The 16,516-nt window shown below is 42.8% G+C and carries 17 protein-coding genes; 13 read left to right on the top strand and 4 right to left on the bottom strand.

All coding sequences use genetic code 11. The features are described 5' to 3' along the window. Window positions 1–299 precede the first annotated feature (299 nt). The 6 genes from lexA (at window position 300) to K5Q58_RS07050 (ending at window position 6,509) form a co-directional block, all read left to right on the top strand. Window positions 300–917 carry a transcriptional repressor LexA gene (gene lexA, locus K5Q58_RS07075; RefSeq protein ID WP_220753247.1) on the top strand — a complete coding sequence of 206 codons (618 nt, stop codon included), beginning with the start codon at window positions 300–302 and terminating at the stop codon, window positions 915–917. Beyond that, window positions 914–1,420 (top strand): cell division inhibitor SulA, encoded by a 507-nt coding sequence (locus tag K5Q58_RS07070; protein WP_220753246.1) that lies wholly within the window; start codon window positions 914–916, stop codon window positions 1,418–1,420. The genes lexA and K5Q58_RS07070 overlap by 4 nt, the downstream gene beginning before the upstream one ends. Window positions 1,421–1,862: 442 nt before the next feature. Next, complete coding sequence (gene coxB, locus K5Q58_RS07065; RefSeq protein WP_220753245.1) at window positions 1,863–3,440, top strand: cytochrome c oxidase subunit II; 1,578 nt, start codon at window positions 1,863–1,865, stop codon at window positions 3,438–3,440. A gap of 9 nt (window positions 3,441–3,449) precedes the next feature. Next, window positions 3,450–5,072, top strand: coding sequence for a cytochrome c oxidase subunit I (gene ctaD / locus K5Q58_RS07060; protein ID WP_220753244.1), 1,623 nt, complete (start codon window positions 3,450–3,452; stop codon window positions 5,070–5,072). 1 nt (window position 5,073) lies between these two features. Further along, on the top strand, window positions 5,074–5,637 hold the full coding sequence (locus K5Q58_RS07055) for a cytochrome c oxidase assembly protein (RefSeq protein ID WP_220753243.1): 564 nt from the start codon (window positions 5,074–5,076) through the stop codon (window positions 5,635–5,637). Then, window positions 5,634–6,509 carry a cytochrome c oxidase subunit 3 gene (locus K5Q58_RS07050; RefSeq protein WP_153913047.1) on the top strand — a complete coding sequence of 292 codons (876 nt, stop codon included), beginning with the start codon at window positions 5,634–5,636 and terminating at the stop codon, window positions 6,507–6,509. The genes K5Q58_RS07055 and K5Q58_RS07050 overlap by 4 nt, the downstream gene beginning before the upstream one ends. Window positions 6,510–6,519: 10 nt before the next feature. Here the strand turns inward: K5Q58_RS07050 and K5Q58_RS07045 are convergent, their stop codons facing one another. Continuing rightward, window positions 6,520–6,747, bottom strand: a complete 228-nt coding sequence (locus K5Q58_RS07045; RefSeq protein WP_220753242.1) for a DUF2909 family protein — start codon at window positions 6,745–6,747, stop codon at window positions 6,520–6,522. Here K5Q58_RS07045 and K5Q58_RS07040 point away from each other — a divergent pair. The 5 genes from K5Q58_RS07040 (at window position 6,746) to K5Q58_RS07020 (ending at window position 10,815) form a co-directional block, all read left to right on the top strand. Beyond that, window positions 6,746–7,567, top strand: a complete 822-nt coding sequence (locus K5Q58_RS07040) for an SURF1 family protein (protein WP_259651267.1) — start codon at window positions 6,746–6,748, stop codon at window positions 7,565–7,567. The genes K5Q58_RS07045 and K5Q58_RS07040 overlap by 2 nt on opposite strands. A gap of 40 nt (window positions 7,568–7,607) precedes the next feature. Next, window positions 7,608–8,162, top strand: a complete 555-nt coding sequence (locus tag K5Q58_RS07035) for a hypothetical protein (RefSeq protein WP_220753240.1) — start codon at window positions 7,608–7,610, stop codon at window positions 8,160–8,162. Next, window positions 8,162–9,142 carry a heme A synthase gene (locus K5Q58_RS07030; protein WP_220753239.1) on the top strand — a complete coding sequence of 327 codons (981 nt, stop codon included), beginning with the start codon at window positions 8,162–8,164 and terminating at the stop codon, window positions 9,140–9,142. The genes K5Q58_RS07035 and K5Q58_RS07030 overlap by 1 nt, the downstream gene beginning before the upstream one ends. Window positions 9,143–9,156: 14 nt before the next feature. Next, window positions 9,157–10,098, top strand: a complete 942-nt coding sequence (gene cyoE, locus K5Q58_RS07025; protein ID WP_220753238.1) for a heme o synthase — start codon at window positions 9,157–9,159, stop codon at window positions 10,096–10,098. Between the two features lie 96 nt (window positions 10,099–10,194). After that, the gene (locus tag K5Q58_RS07020; protein ID WP_220753331.1) at window positions 10,195–10,815 is read left to right on the top strand and encodes an SCO family protein; all 621 of its coding nucleotides are present in this window, start codon (window positions 10,195–10,197) and stop codon (window positions 10,813–10,815) included. A gap of 169 nt (window positions 10,816–10,984) precedes the next feature. Here the strand turns inward: K5Q58_RS07020 and K5Q58_RS07015 are convergent, their stop codons facing one another. Both K5Q58_RS07015 and K5Q58_RS07010 read right to left on the bottom strand, forming a co-directional pair. Beyond that, complete coding sequence (locus K5Q58_RS07015; protein ID WP_220753237.1) at window positions 10,985–11,350, bottom strand: hypothetical protein; 366 nt, start codon at window positions 11,348–11,350, stop codon at window positions 10,985–10,987. Between the two features lie 44 nt (window positions 11,351–11,394). Next, window positions 11,395–12,285, bottom strand: coding sequence for an oxidoreductase (locus tag K5Q58_RS07010; RefSeq protein ID WP_220753236.1), 891 nt, complete (start codon window positions 12,283–12,285; stop codon window positions 11,395–11,397). Window positions 12,286–12,510: 225 nt separating this feature from the next. Between K5Q58_RS07010 and K5Q58_RS07005 the strand changes: the two genes are divergently transcribed. Continuing rightward, on the top strand, window positions 12,511–13,428 hold the full coding sequence (locus K5Q58_RS07005; protein ID WP_220753235.1) for an AraC family transcriptional regulator: 918 nt from the start codon (window positions 12,511–12,513) through the stop codon (window positions 13,426–13,428). A 694-nt stretch (window positions 13,429–14,122) separates the two neighbouring features. On the opposite strand, the gene K5Q58_RS07000 is transcribed toward K5Q58_RS07005, so the two are convergent. Next, window positions 14,123–15,169, bottom strand: coding sequence for a polysaccharide deacetylase family protein (locus K5Q58_RS07000; protein WP_220753234.1), 1,047 nt, complete (start codon window positions 15,167–15,169; stop codon window positions 14,123–14,125). Between the two features lie 9 nt (window positions 15,170–15,178). Between K5Q58_RS07000 and K5Q58_RS06995 the strand changes: the two genes are divergently transcribed. Further along, entirely contained in the window at window positions 15,179–16,516 is a 1,338-nt protein-coding gene (locus K5Q58_RS06995; RefSeq protein WP_220753233.1) for an MATE family efflux transporter, read from the top strand.

The following is a 16,516-nucleotide window of genomic DNA, read 5'->3' as shown; positions in this document are numbered from 1 at the left end:
TAATTATATAAGCAAATAAGTCACTTATTTATACTTATCAAAAGTGAACATCAGTACTGTATAAATATACTGTATCGACGAAAAACCGAATCATTTGTTTATCAATGTTAATTTAATCAAAATAAATCCCCTTCCAACGGGAATGACTTAAATAACTGTTTTTAAACAAATTTAAATTTTGTCAATCTGTTAAAAATGAACTTTAATCGGTATCATCCTTAAAATTCATTGGTTAATACTTGCACGACCAAGGATACTGTATATAATGACAGTCACTGTATAAAAAAACAGGAATCAACATGAGACCTTTAACGCCACGACAAGCTGAAATTCTAGAACTAATTAAATGTAATATTGCCGAGACAGGTATGCCACCAACTCGTGCAGAAATTGCCACTAGATTAGGCTTTAAAAGTGCTAATGCTGCTGAAGAGCATTTAAAAGCACTTGCTAAAAAAGGTTGTATCGAAATTATTCCTGGTACTTCACGCGGCATTCGCATGATTCAGGAAGAAGAGGAAGTCGAAGAAGGATTACCGCTTATCGGTCAGGTTGCGGCTGGTGAACCTATCCTCGCAATGGAACATGTTGAACAGTACTTTCAAGTCGATCCTGAAATGTTCAAACCTAATGCTAATTTCTTACTACGCGTTCGTGGCGACAGTATGAAAGATATTGGCATTATTGAAGGTGACTTATTGGCTGTGCACAAAATGCAGCAAGCCAAAAATGGACAAGTTGTCGTAGCTCGTGTTGACGATGATGTCACCGTTAAACGTTTTGAAAAGAAAGGCAATGTTGTTTATCTGCATGCAGAAAATGAACAATATTCGCCGATAAAAGTCGATTTAACATGCCAGAGTCTCACCATTGAAGGACTTGCTGTTGGCGTTATCCGAAATGGAGGTTGGTTATGAACACATTATTAGGTAATGCACCACGTCACCCTGGCTTGTGGGTAGACATGACATCAGCCACAGCGCCTGTTAAACAAGGTATTGAAACCAAACAAAGTGCTAATCAAGGCATCACTGAGCTAACCCAGTTATGCAGCCAGTTAGCAGTGTTAAGCCAACAAGGCCGTTGGATTGTATTAATTAATCCACCACATATTGGCTATAAGCAAATATTGGCCAATGCCAATGTTCGTATGGATCGAGTATTGCTTGTTCATACCAAAGATGAAGTTGAAACACTTTGGGCAATGGAAAAAGCATTAACAAGTGGTACTTCCAGTGCAGTTATTACATGGACAACACCATTAGATGCTCGCGATAATCGACGCATTCAGTTAGTCGCTAAAAGTGCTTTGGCACAAGGTGTAATCATTGAGGATGTAAATACTCACTTACATGATGAACATATGAGCGACAATACTTTAGCAGCACCATCACGGTTAAATTTATCTGCTTTCCACTAAACTAATCTCTCTTAAAAAAGCCCTTCATTACTGTGAAGGGCTTTTTTTACGCCTTTTTTCAGCAAATTAGATGATAAAGTGATCTTGATCAATATTTAATCTCCAAGTAATGTAGTTAACAAGAGGCTAACAAATTGTTATCACTCTTGAGTTAGTAAAACGATAAGAAGCTACAAAACGCTGTAAAGATTGTGCTGGTACCATGCGGTATAGAAAGCCTTGAATAAAAAGCGTCAATTTAAGAATTGAAAAGTTCAGTATTAGGTACAAGTGTGGCCACCATAACCCAATAAAATAATCGAGTATTGATACTCGCAGCCACCGTGTACTTTGAAGTGATCAAACTTTTTCGGGAATTAGAGAAGTTTGCATAGAGCAGAGTATTACTGTGTGACTTTTCCTTGTTGTTATTGCAAATCGCAATTGGCAGAGGAGTGGTCTTGTGAAGCGATTGTTGTATGGATTAATGGTGCTGCTATTTGCAGTGCCGCTTGCTGCGGCTGATATGCCGCTTAACATGACACAAGGTGTGACAGAAATCAGTGGTAGGGTTTATGACCTCCATATGATTATTCTATATATCTGTTGTGCGATTGGTGTTGTGGTCTTTGGGATCATGATTTACTCGATGATCTATCACAGAAAATCTAAAGGCGCTAAACCTGCCGATTTTCATGACAGTACCAAGGTTGAAATAGCATGGACTGTCGTGCCATTTATCATCCTTATCGGTATGGCAATTCCTGCCACTAAAACTCTGATAGCTATGGAAGATCCTAGCGATGCAGATTTAACCATTAAAGTTACCGGCTCTCAGTGGAAGTGGCATTACAGCTATTTCAATGAAGACGTCGAGTTCTTCAGTTTGCTTTCAACTCCAGCAGATCAAATCCAAGGTTCTGCTGAAAAAACTGAAACTTACTTGCTAGAAGTTGATAAGCCGCTCGTATTACCAATCAATCGTAAAGTGCGTTTCTTAATGACCAGTGATGACGTTATTCACTCATGGTGGGTACCTGCTTTTGCGGTTAAAAAAGACGCTAATCCCGGTTTCATTAATGAAGCATGGACACGCATTGATAAAGTTGGCACCTACCGCGGCCAATGTGCTGAGTTGTGCGGAAAAGATCACGGTTTTATGCCTATTGTGGTCGAAGCACTTTCTGAAGCCGATTATGACCAATGGTTACTTGACCAAAAGCAGCTAGCTGTCGATGCTAAAGCTGCTGCAGAAGCCTCGCTTTCGCAAACACTCACATATGATGAGTTAATGGCTCAAGGTGAGAAAGTCTATATGGGCGTTTGCGCCGCATGTCACCAACCTAATGGTGCAGGCCTTCCTGGTGTATTCCCATCTCTTATTGGTAGCCCTCTGATTAAGGGTCCTGTTAGCGATCATGTTGATATTGTGGTTAACGGTAAACCAGGCACTGCGATGCAGGCATTTGCTAAACAGCTTACTGCGACTGAAATTGCTGCAGTTGTGACCTACGAGCGAAATGCTTGGGGTAATGACTCTGGCGATGTAGTGCAAGCAGCTGACATCAATGGTGGCGGTTCAGCAAGCTCAACTGAGACTACATCAGAACAAACCGCTACGCCTGTGACCTTACCTGCTGAAATTGATCCATCAAATGTAGAGCAAGCCGTAACCGAAGCCGCTGCAGAAGTTGTGAAAGAAGTTAAAGCTGAAGTCGTACTAGATGATTTAACCATGGATGAACTCATGACCATGGGCGAGCAAGTCTATATGACCAATTGCGCTGCATGTCATCAGGCTGCAGGCACAGGATTACCGGGGGCTTTCCCTTCATTAATCGGTAGCCCAGCTATTACTGGACCAGTTGAAGGACACATTGAAGTTGTTGTCAATGGCAAGGCTGGTACTGCAATGCAGGCATTTGGTTCTCTACTCACACCGCAACAACTCGCAGCAGTGATTACTTATGAGCGTAACGCTTGGGGTAATGACTCGGGAGATGCTGTACAGGCTTCTGACGTTGATGGTCATGGAAAGTAAGGGATTAAAATGAGCACTATTACACAAGATACAACCGAAGCTCATGATGGTCATTCTCACGATGACCATGGCCATGATGATCACCATCATGGCGCGCCGAAAGGCATCATGCGCTGGATTTTAACCACTAACCATAAAGACATCGGCTCATTATATTTGTGGTTTAGTTTTCTAATGTTTCTCACGGGCGGTGCAATGGCGATGGTTATCCGCGCCGAATTGTTCCAGCCGGGTTTACAATTAGTTGATCCAAACTTTTTCAACCAAATGACCACAGTTCACGGACTTATCATGGTATTTGGTGCCGTTATGCCAGCCTTTACCGGCTTAGCTAACTGGCTTATTCCTATGATGATTGGTGCGCCGGATATGGCACTGCCTCGAATGAATAACTGGAGTTTTTGGATCCTACCATTCGCGTTTGCCATTCTATTAAGTTCGTTATTTATGGAAGGCGGCGGCCCTAACTTTGGTTGGACGTTCTACGCTCCACTCTCAACGACCTACAGCCCTGATACCACTGCACTATTTGTATTCTCAGTACACATTATGGGAATAAGCTCAATTATGGGCGCGATCAACGTGGTCGTGACAATTGTGAATATGCGTGCACCAGGTATGACTTGGATGAAGTTGCCACTGTTCGTATGGACTTGGTTAATTACCGCATTCTTATTGATAGCGGTGATGCCAGTGCTTGCAGGCGCAGTGACCATGGTATTAACCGATAAATACTTCGGTACCAGCTTCTTCGATGCTGCAGGTGGTGGCGACCCCGTCATGTTCCAGCACATTTTCTGGTTCTTCGGCCACCCCGAAGTTTACATTATGATTTTACCCTCATTCGGTATTATCTCAGCGATTGTGCCGACCTTTAGCCGCAAAAAGCTATTCGGATACTCCTCCATGGTTTACGCCACCTCAAGTATTGCGATTCTGTCTTTCTTGGTGTGGGCGCATCACATGTTTACCACGGGCATGCCAGTATTTGCAGAGTTGTTCTTCATGTATTGCACCATGCTCATTGCGGTGCCCACAGGGGTTAAGGTATTTAACTGGGTTGCGACGATGTGGCGTGGCTCAATAACCTTTGAAACCCCAATGTTGTTTGCAGTTGCCTTTATTATTCTGTTCACAATTGGTGGATTCTCTGGATTAATGCTGGCGATTACACCTGCGGATTTCCAATACCATGATACTTACTTTGTTGTGGCGCATTTCCACTACGTACTAGTAACGGGCGCAGTGTACTCCATTATGGCCGCAGCTTATTACTGGCTGCCGAAATGGACAGGCCACATGTATAGCGAAACCTTAGGCCGCTGGCATTTCTGGTGTAGCACTATTTCAGTCAACGTGTTGTTTTTCCCAATGCACTTCTTAGGACTTGCGGGTATGCCGCGTCGTATTCCTGATTATGCGATTCAATTTGCTGATGTTAACCAAATTGTCTCAATTGGTGGGTTTGCATTTGGTTTATCACAACTAATCTTCCTTGCTGTTGTTATTAAGTGTGTTCGAGGCGGTGAGAAAGCTGCGGATAAACCTTGGGAAGGCGCTGAAGGACTAGAATGGACCATCCCAAGTCCAGCACCTTATCACTCATTCACTACACCACCAGAGGTAAAGTGATATGAGCCAGCCAACAAAATCAAACCGTAAATTATTAATAGGTCTCGTACTGGGTTCTATCGGTATGTTCGGCTTTGGTTTTGCGCTAGTGCCGCTTTATGACGTGCTGTGCGATACCTTGGGCATTAACGGAAAACCCCAAGGTACCGCAAGTAGTTATGAAGCGGTGGTCGTTGATAAAGACCGCACCATTACTATTGAATTTATCGCCCAAGTACAAGGCAGCATGCCGTGGGAATTTGGCCCTAAGGTGAACAGTATTCAGGTTCACCCAGGCGAGCTCACTCGCACAGCCTTTTTAGCAAAAAATCTATCTGCTAATCCCCTTGTTGGCCAAGCCATACCTTCGGTATCACCAGGCCAAGGCGCGGCGTATTTCAATAAAACAGAGTGCTTTTGTTTTAATCAACAACCCCTAGCTGCAAAGGCTGATGCTGAACTGCCATTAATCTTTTATGTGGATCCAGACTTACCAGATTCCATTAAAACTTTGACTCTCTCTTATACCCTCTATGACATCACAGACAAACAAACTGCGGCCATAGAGCAAGGAGCAGCAAGATGACAACCAAACATGAAAACTACTACGTGCCAGCGCAAAGCGTTTGGCCCATTACCGGCGCAATTGGGTTATTCCTCATTGCTTTTGGCGCTGGTTCTTACGTTCAACAGTTAGCCACTGAAGATACTTCAGGTGGTTATATATTAGTGGCTGGTATTGCAGTCATTATCTTTATGCTATTTGGCTGGTTTAAAAATGTCATTGATGAATCAATGTCAGGCTTATATTCAGCGCAAATGGATCGTTCATTTCGTCAAGGAATGAGCTGGTTTATTTTCTCTGAAATTATGTTCTTCGGCGCATTTTTTGGCGCCTTGTTCTACGCCAGAATGGTCGCAATCCCTTGGCTTGGTGGTAGCTCGAACAACGCCATGACCCACGAGGTGTTATGGCCAACCTTTGAAGCGATGTGGCCTCTTATTAAAACGCCTGATGGCACCACTACAGAAGCTATGCCTTGGACAGGGTTACCACTGTATAACACCCTCATCTTATTAGCCTCTTCTGTCACATTGCACTTTGCTCATGTGTCTTTAGAGAAGTCTAAACGCGGCGCATTAAAAGTCTGGCTAGGGCTTACCATTTTATTAGGTATTGGATTCTTATTCTTGCAGGTAGAGGAATATGTTCATGCATACCAAGAAATGGGGCTAACGCTTTCATCAGGTATTTACGGTAATACCTTCTTTTTGCTTACTGGCTTTCACGGCATGCACGTGACCTTAGGAACGGTCTTTCTAATTATCTTGTTCTTTAGGGTGCTCAAAGGTCATTTCACCCCAGAAAGCCATTTTGCCTTCCAATCAGGTAGTTGGTATTGGCATTTTGTCGATGTAGTTTGGCTATGTTTGTTTATTTTTGTCTACGTGATTTAAATAAATCTAACTAGTACGGCCTAGGGTTGGGCGTTACCCAACCTAGCCCTAAGGCCAGTAATAGCAGCAACATGACTAAAGCAGAAAAGATAACTCTACGTCCTAAAAATTGACTCATAGGTTGTTTCGTTTCAGCTTTCACCATAATAAACAGGGCTCTAGCTAGATTAAATAATATGAATACAAGCAGCAGTACTAATACAAGCTTGAAAATAACTAAGGTATCTAACGCTGCCATGGGCTCTCCTTTGCGAGTCTGGCGACTATCTACTGGGTTATTGCTAGTTGTTACTGTGAGTGTGTTTTGTATTTTGGTCAAGTTAGGTGTTTGGCAACTTGATAGAGCGGAGCAAAAAACTGCGTGGCAAGCGACGTTATCAGCAAGACAAGCAGCCAGTGAATTAAGTTTTGATGAATTGCTTGCTTTTGACGCTGATGAAAGACTCAGTGGTTACCGTTTAAGCGTCAACGCTACGCCTGTTAATCAGCAAATATTGCTACTCGATAACCAAGTGTTTGAAGGCCGAGTTGGTTACCTGGCCTACCAAGTATTTCAAATTTCAGATTCTGATTTGCAAGACCTGCCTTGGCTAATGGTTGAGTTAGGGTTTGTCGCAGCCAATATCGATCGTCGAATTTTACCTGACATTACTCCAGTGCCATTGTCAGCCATTGACCTTAATGGCCGCGTTTATCAAAAACAAGTTAACCCCTTAAGCCACCAGCTCCATTCAGAAGACGGCAATGTTATGCGTTTTCAAAACCTTAATTTAGCGGCCTTAGCTGAGAAAATAGGCCACCCACTGGCACCAGTAGTACTGCAGCCAGATTCAATCCCTAAGATTGCATTACCTAAGCCTTGGACACCGATTCCATTATCAGCCCAAAAGCACCAAGGCTATGCACTACAGTGGTTCACTATGGCGGCGGTATTTTTATCGTTAATGCTATGGATTGGATGGAAATACTTGATTAAAGCAACACCTGAAAGCACTACTAGCAACGCAATTGACACTAATAACACCGTAAAAAATGAAACAAAAACTGAAAACGAATAAAACCAAACTAATAAATTAAGCCGTAACAAGAGGAGCAAGTATGAACTCCCCAGCAAAACCTAAAAATAACAAGGCATTGTTTGCCCTAGTACTGGTATTTATCTTACCAGTGGCCGTCGCCAAGCTGGTATTAAGCATGGATTTATATAATGGCGCTGCGACCAATAAAGGCCAACTCATTCCTCCAGAGGTGAGCTATCAAAGCTTAATGATGGATAACCCGCACCCGCAATCTTGGCAGCTGTTATATCTATTGCCAAAAGAATGTTTAGAACAGTGTCAGCAACGCTTATATGTATTGCACCAAAGCCATGTCGCCTTAGGTAAGCATCAAGATCGTGTTAGCCCAATTATCATGTTGCAACCTGATAGTGACACCGCAATCCTTGAAAAGCTCCAAGTACCATTTGAAACAGCCAATGCAAGCCAAGCCATCATTGCGATGATGACTGAGCAGCAAATGATTATTGTCGATCCGCTTGGCAGCTTGGTAATGGAATACCCTGGGATTATCGGCGAGCAAGAAAATATGGCTCAAGGTAAGTCGATGATTGCAGATTTAAGAAAGCTACTTAAGCTATCGAGGGTCGGTTAATGGATATAAAAAACCTCCTCAAATTTACCTTAGTATTTACCTTTGCCGTGATTTTGATGGGCGCTTATACCCGCTTATCAGATGCTGGTTTAGGCTGTCCTGATTGGCCGGGTTGTTATGGTCATATTGGTGTACCCAGTGATGCAGCCGACTTAGCTAAAGTAGAAACCAACTTTCCTGATCTCACTGTCGAGCCAGAAAAAGCTTGGCTTGAAATGATCCACCGTTATATCGCAGGCACATTAGGTTTATTAGTATTAACGATTTTAATCATTTGCTTAAAGCGTGCTGATGCGCCGAAAAAACTTCCAATCTTCATTTCCGCACTGATCTTATTTCAAGCGGCATTAGGCATGTGGACAGTCACCATGAAGCTCATGCCCATTGTGGTCATGGGGCATTTAATTGGTGGCTTTAGTTTATTCGCTTTGCTGTTGTTACTTTATCTACGCACCAAACCCTTACGGATCCCCGGTGGCGATACCTATGCCAGAAAACTCGGCCCATTAGCGATGGTCAGTTTAGTTGTGTTAGTGGTGCAAATTATTTTAGGCGGTTGGACATCATCAAATTACGCGGCATTAGCCTGCACCACATTACCTATTTGTGAAGGTAACTGGATAGATAATTTACAGTTTGCCAAGGCTTTCTCACCCTTCCAAGGTGACCATCCAAGTTTCGAATTTGGCGTACTTGAATACCCTGCTCGAATGACCATACATGTTACCCATCGTATTTGGGGGGTGATTACTGCCATCAGTTTATGCTGGTTAGCGTTTAAATTACTTAAAGCTCAATCGTCAATCATGCGACAAAGTGCATGGGTTTTATTTGCCCTTGTGGTGTTACAAGTGGGTTTAGGCATAAGCAATATTGTAATGCACCTCCCTCTTGGTATTGCAGTCTCACACAACGGCGGCGCAGCGTTACTGTTGTTAACCGTTATTTTTATTAACTATGCGCTGTGGCGTAAAGCATAAGCAAGGATTCTATTATGGCTAAATCACTATCTTTACCCGCAAGTGCAACCAAGACGGCTGACGTCAGCTCAATGTCGAGTGCTAAAAATGACACTATGCAATGGCGCGCTTATTTTGAAATGACCAAACCCAAAGTGGTCGCACTGATGCTGTTAACTGTGCTGGTCGGTATGTGTCTTGCGCTTCCCGGCGCTGTTCCACTTCAACCGCTTATTTTCGGGATGATTGGCATCGCCATGATGGCAGGTGCTGCAGCAGCTTATAACCATTTAATTGATCGCCGTATAGATGGCTTAATGGCACGTACCTACAACCGCCCACTACCTAAAGGGAAAGTATCAGCAATCAAAGCCATGACCTTTGCCACCTCAATTGGCCTAGGTGGTTTTATTATTTTATACGCGCTGGTAAACCCGTTAACTGCATGGCTAACCTTTGCCAGTTTAATCGGTTACGCCGTGGTCTACACCGCATATTTAAAGCGTGCCACACCACAAAATATCGTTATTGGCGGATTAGCTGGCGCCATGCCACCACTCTTAGGCTGGACTGCAGTCACTAACGAACTGCACGGCAATGCCCTGCTTTTAGTTATCATCATCTTCACATGGACACCGCCACACTTCTGGGCTTTAGCGATTCACCGTAAAAAAGAATACGCCAAAGTCGATGTGCCGATGCTGCCAGTTACCCATGGTGTAGAGTTCACTAAAACTTGCATATTGCTTTACACATTATTACTGGCTATCGCCTGTTTATTACCTGTGCTGGTTGGCATGTGCGGCCCAGTTTATTTAGTCGGTTCAACCTTATTAAGTTGCGGCTTTATCTATAAAGCATGGCAACTTAAATATCACGACAAACCAGGACTGGCGATGGATGTATTTAAGTTTTCGATTTACCACTTAATGATTTTATTCTTGGTGCTACTCGTTGATCACTACTTGTGGGTTTAAGCTATGGGCTTAAGTTATGCGCATAGCAATAACCAATGCTGCAATGAATAAACGGGGAGTGACCGATTGAAAAAAATCCTTTTATTAGCCGTCATCATGTTGGGTTTGGGCGTTGCGGTTGCAGCGCTATTCCCTCGCCAATCAGCAAATACGGCATTGATGACTCAGGTGCCAGATTTAGCCCTTCAAAGTAGTTATCTTTTTGATAACCCAAGACCACTGGCACCGTTTACCCTACATGATCAGTTGGGCAATGAGTTTGGCAATCAACAATTACTCGGTAAGTGGAGTTTACTGTTTGTCGGTTTTACCTCGTGCCCTGATGTGTGCCCGACAACGTTAAATAAGCTCAATGCTGCTTATGCTGAACTGCAATCGGTATCAGAAGATATTCAGGTTGTGTTTGTTTCAGTCGACCCAGACAGAGACTCGCAAACAAAGCGCTTAGATTACATCAACTTTTTTAATCGAGACTTTAAAGCTGTCACAGCTGACCACACTCAACTGTTCCCGTTCACCCGTGATTTAGGCTTCGCCTATGCCATGGTGGGTGACGGCGCTGACTATCAAGTCGACCACAGCGCCAGCTATGTTTTAGTGTCACCAAAAGGGGAAAAGTTTGCTGTGTTTAAACCCAAGCAACAACCAGGGAAGATCCCACAGATTTTGAATAAAGAACTGGTTGCTGATTTGAAATTGATTATTGAAAGTGCATAGTGTTTTTTGATTAGAAATTGAATTATGACAAAGCCTCAATAAGAAAATATTGAGGCTTTTTTAGAAGGTTGATACTGAGAGCTAACTTATATATGTGGACAATTCTGTGTCAGTGACATTGTTAACTTAACAACCAATGAATTAGCTTAGATATGGGACAACCGACTGATTATAAGCGTTGCTTCGCATACCAAATTCCGAAACCAACGACCATAACTAGCTCAACAGCAACCCACATCCAATGCCTTGGTACAGAACCATCAAGGAAAATACCCATTACGCGCGAAATTAGCGCCCCCAATGTTAATGTCATACCGGCTGCAGCAACAGTAAACAAATATGGGGTAATTTGATGATGAAAAATAAGTAACATACCTATCCCCATCAAAAAGCCCCACTGAACTCTTCTTTCAACAGCTTGGAAGGCATCCTCTGGGATGGGTTTATTACTCACTAGTTCAGGGTTATAACTAAGAATACCCCCTAGCAATAAAATGATAAAACCCACCACCTGTAACACGAGTTTATTTTCCATAAATACCCTTAAACCTACGTAGCGCAAAGCCGCCATACCATTGTTTAGTATTTTATTCCTGTTAGTTCTTCAGATAGCGTCCATAGCTTTTGCGCAGCACTGGCATCATGTGACAGCTTGCTTGATTCGACCTTAATAGGTGCCCCGTGCAGTTCAAAGAAATCCTGCGGGCCGAAAAAATCTCCCGACGATGCACTCTCGTCTATTGCCGCACGCAGTGTTGGCAGTGCTCCCATTTCTTTACTCTGCCCGAAAAAGATATTTAGAAACTTCACAAACCCACGCTGAAGTTCTGATGTCGTCCACCCTGGGTGAGCAGCTGTAACCATCGGGTTTCCACCTTCGGATTCAAGTCGTCTTTTCAGCTCATAGGCAAAATAGAGGTTCGCCAGTTTACTATCTGCGTAAGCCGTAAAATTGCTGTATTTTCGTTTTCCCCAATTTAGATCACCCAAATCTAACTTCGAGGACTTGTGAGCGCCAGCAGAAACAACCACCACACGGGAGTTTGCTGTTTTCTTAAGAGTTTCGAGTAAATGACCGACCAATGCAAAGTGACCTAGATGATTCGTCCCCATCAGGATTTCAAATCCGTCCTCAGTCTCTGTATAAGGACACGCTACTCCGGCATTGTTGATCAGTAAATCAAGTCTGTCGAAATTGGCTAAAAACTTGGAACTGAACTCTTGGACGGAACGAAGGCTGGAAAGATCCATCTGCATGACCGAAATGTCAACATCTGGATAGTCTGCTCGGATGTCCTCAGCCACCTTCTCACCTTTTGGCACATTTCTAACAGCGAGTACCACTGTCGATTGTTTCTGTGCTAAGACTTTGGCTGTTTCTTTACCTATACCACTAGATGAACCAGTAACGATAGATACCCTGCCTTTTTGACTCGGTATTTGTTCAGCACTCCAAGATGTTTTTGACATGAATTTTAGTCCTCAAAATGTTCAATAGAGTTATCTTAGAACTAATGGCCAAAGTAAGCAGTACACAAAACAGCAAGAGTTGTATACGAAATAACGAAACGAATCACTACGTTATTTCGTATACACAATACATTGATTAATGCTCTGGGTTTTCAATGCTACTCAACCATAATATGCTTAAACTAGAGGACTATGCTGTGAGACGTCATACTAAAAGGTGAAGCAATGAAAAGGTTCCATTTTGATAGCATTAAAGAACTCAATGCTGTTCTTGGTATACGCCCACCAGAGCGTCCTTTAGTTGATGTAATGAAACTAAAGCCAAACAGTGATGACAATCAATTACTCAATGGTGAGAGCATTTCACTCACCACCAGTTTCTACGCGATATCATTCAAACACATCACGTCAGGCGAAGTCATGTACGGTCGTACCCAATACGATTGTTCAAATGGGACGGTGCTTTTTATTGCTCCTAATCAAGAGCTGACAGCCAGCGGTATAATAATCGACTCAGTTGCCCGCACTATCTGTTTTCACCCCGATTTCATTCGAGGTCATAAGCTACAAGACGAGCTCAAAAAATATCAATTTTTCAATTATTCGGTTAACGAGGCTCTACACCTTACACCAAAAGAAGAGCAACATATGGTTGCGATGTTTGATGCACTTGAGGCAGAAAACAACATGAGCCTAGATGCCTTTAGTAAAGAACTCATTTTATCGCAAATTAGTACCTTATTGATGTACGCAAATCGCTATTACCACCGCCAATTTATGATGCGTAAAGAAGCAAACACATCGGTTTATGACAAGTTTTCAGCGCTATTGGAGGCTCGCTTAGAGGCTGTAATTCAAGAGTCAGCGACCATTCCTGAAGTGGAAGATATGGCGCAAGACATGAATATGACCAGTCGATACTTAAGCGATGCCCTGAAAGCTGAAACAGGTAAAACAACAAAGGATTGGATCCATTATGCTCTGATTGATAAGTCAAAAGATCGCTTACTCTCTAGCAAGGATTCTGTGGCGACCATTGCCTATAGTTTAGGCTTTGAGTACCCACAATATTTTTCTAGATTATTCAAGAACAAAGTTGGAGTGACTCCTTCAGAGTATCGATTACAGAATACCCGGCATTAATATTGCTACTTGAGGGTAATATGCAATTATGAACTCTATTGGCTGGAAATGTCTATTTAACTCACTTTGGGGCAAAGATGAGCTAGCTCTGAAATTTGTAAAACACATGCTTGATTATGATCGTCATTTCCCAAAATTCATTTCCAAACTTCGTTTGAATTAGGATCAAGGTCGTGGTGCTTCGCCCACACCCAACGAAAGGGAAACAACAGCATTTCCCTTTTCGCTGATTTTCATAAGAGCCTTGCCGCCCCTACGAAATTGCTCTTAAAAGCGAGCAAGCCTCATGCTTATTCAATGGGGAATTGTTGTATCCGCAGGTTTGTTTGTCCCAGTTAAGTACGAATAAAAGTCTTAAAAGGCTTGAATGCTCCAATTGAATTGAGGTAAGCAAGAAAATTACGTGAGTCCAGACATGGATGTCTGGCTAGCTTTCGAGGGGAAGGGACGCCCCATCGGAAGCGTTAGTGATTTTCACAGCTTGCCGAAGCTGGCTAAATAAAAGTTTAAAGCTGGATGGTTCTCCATTGAAATAATCGTTTTTCAGATTATTTCGTGGGAGCGGCAAGGGTGATGCAAGAGGGGGATTGCTGTTGTTTCCCCTCTTGCTCTGGTGTGGGCGAAGCGCCACGATCTTGATTTGGCTTCTGCTCAAAAAACTAAACTTATTTAGCCATCAGGCTAAACCAAAAGACTATTCTTTTGGCCAACTCCCATCATTATTAGGTCTCACCCACGCTTGTGAAAACCAATAGTAACCACTTTGAGTTTTACTCGGTGCAGTACAGTTATAACGACTGCGTCCTGCGGGTAAATTCGCTGGCGCTTGAACACTAAATTCAGTTTCAGAAATCCAAGTCGGCTTTTTAGCCCCTTGTCCTTGAACAAAGCACATCACCTGATGTGGGTAAATATCAGTGATATCTAACTCGACTTTTAACTCTGGACGCCAGTTGCCCGAGGTTAATAAAGGATCGGTCATATTCTGCTTAACCACTGGCATGTTCAAACTAGTAAATTTAACTTTTAAACTATCCAAATCCGCATAAGGTCCTGCAACAGGGAAACGAGGTAACGCTGTTAAAATGGAGTATTTACCCGCCGCACCTGATTGTTGGCCTAAACCAATAAAATCATGCTTTTTAAGAATGTTTTCAACGTCAGCATTGTACTCACCATATGGATAAGCCAGCATTCTTACACTTTGACCCGTATGCTTTTTAATCTCAGCTTCGGTGTCTAATAAATTGTTCTCAATACGTGTTAACCATTGCTGATCACTTTCACCATCAAGCTTGCGATTAAGATGCTCATGAGCCCAGCTATGATTGGCAATGGTCGCACCATCTTTAGCTAACTGATTAATATCATCCCAACTCATCATTCCTGAATAACCTTTTTCAATCGGCTCTACCGAAACAAATAAGGTATAGGAGAAATCATGCTTGGCTAGAATCGGCGCTGCTGCCTTAGCAATGCTGTCGTAGCCATCATCAAAGGTAATCACAATGCTTTTTTCAGCAATGGGCTTATTGTGTTTTATAGCATCTACCGCCTCTGTCAGACTAATGATGGTAAACTCATTATCTGCAAGGTACTGCATTTGCTCTTCAAATTGCGCCGGTGTAACACTAGTACTTGCTGGCGTTGTTTCTGATACATGGTGATATTGCAAAATCACCACTGCGCTGGCATTAAATGAGAGTAACCACATTAATCCTAAGAGACTTTGTTTTAACATAAGATTCCTATGTCCATAAAAGCATTATTATTTAACAGCCAAAAAAACCGTCAGCTCTTTGCATTAGCACTGCCGATGATTTTATCCAATATCACTATTCCTCTGTTAGGTTTAGTCGATACAGCTGTCATTGGTCATTTATCTGAAGCCTATTATTTAGGCGGTGTGGCACTAGGCAGTACAATTATTACCTTAATTGTCTGGCTATTGGGCTTTTTAAGGATGTCTACAACAGGTCTAGTCGCCCAAGCATATGGTGCTAATGATAACGTAACTCAGCAAAAATTGCTGGTACAAGGTTGTAGCCTAGCACTGATATTTGGTTTAAGTGCGATCATTTTACAGCAGCCCTTGCTTGAGTTTGCCATGTCGCTAAGCCAAGCCAGTGAAGAGGTAAAGCACTTCTGTAGCGAATACGTCAATATTCGTATCTGGTCTATCCCTTTCGCACTTTTGAATTTAGTCTTATTAGGCTGGCTATTAGGCAGACAAGCGCCAAAAGCTGCCATGTGGCAACTCATCATTGCCAACATTGTTAATATCGTGCTCGATGTGGTGTTTGTTATCGGTTTCGAATGGAACGTAAAAGGCGCGGCATTAGCATCGGTCATCGCTGATATTTGTGCTTTCACTGTTGCTGCGGTGATTGTTAAACGTGCTTTGTACCAGCAAAGTGACTTCAATTTAGGCAAGCTGTTTGTCCACTTAAGCTTTAAAGGCTATTCGCAATTACTCAAACTCAATCGTGATATTTTTATCCGTAGTTTATGCCTGCAAGCAAGCTTTACCTTTATGACCTTTTACGGCGCAGGCTTGGGCGATGATATCATTGCCGCCAATGCCGTACTTTTAAATCTTTTAATGCTGATTTCCTATGCATTAGATGGCATTGCCTATTACGCTGAAGCGGAAGTTGGGCGGGCTGTGGGTCAAAGAAACCTAACGTTGCTGCAAGATTCAGTATTACTTGCTGGCTACTGGTCAGCACTATTCTCGTTTGGCTTTTGCTTATTATTCTACTTTGGCGGCAGTGGCATTATCAGTCTGCTCACTAGTATTGAGATTGTGCAGCAGCAAGCCAATATTTATCTCATGTGGTTGGTGTTCATGCCACTACTGGCGTTTGGCTCATACTTATTTGATGGGGTTTATATTGGCGCCGCCCAAGGACGCGCCATGCGAAACAGCATGATTATCGCCACTTTTGTAGTGTTTTTCCCGTGCTGGTACCTACTACAAGATTATGGCAACCATGGTTTATGGGCAGCAATGAGCGCCTTTATGTTATGCCGCAGTGCCTCACTTGGACTCCATTACAAGTACAGTCAGGCTTTCAAGCAAATATAA

The organism is Shewanella sp. KT0246, from assembly GCF_019654955.1.
Classification (GTDB): domain Bacteria; phylum Pseudomonadota; class Gammaproteobacteria; order Enterobacterales; family Shewanellaceae; genus Shewanella; species Shewanella goraebulensis.
This window is presented reverse-complemented; position numbering and strand designations above follow the sequence as displayed.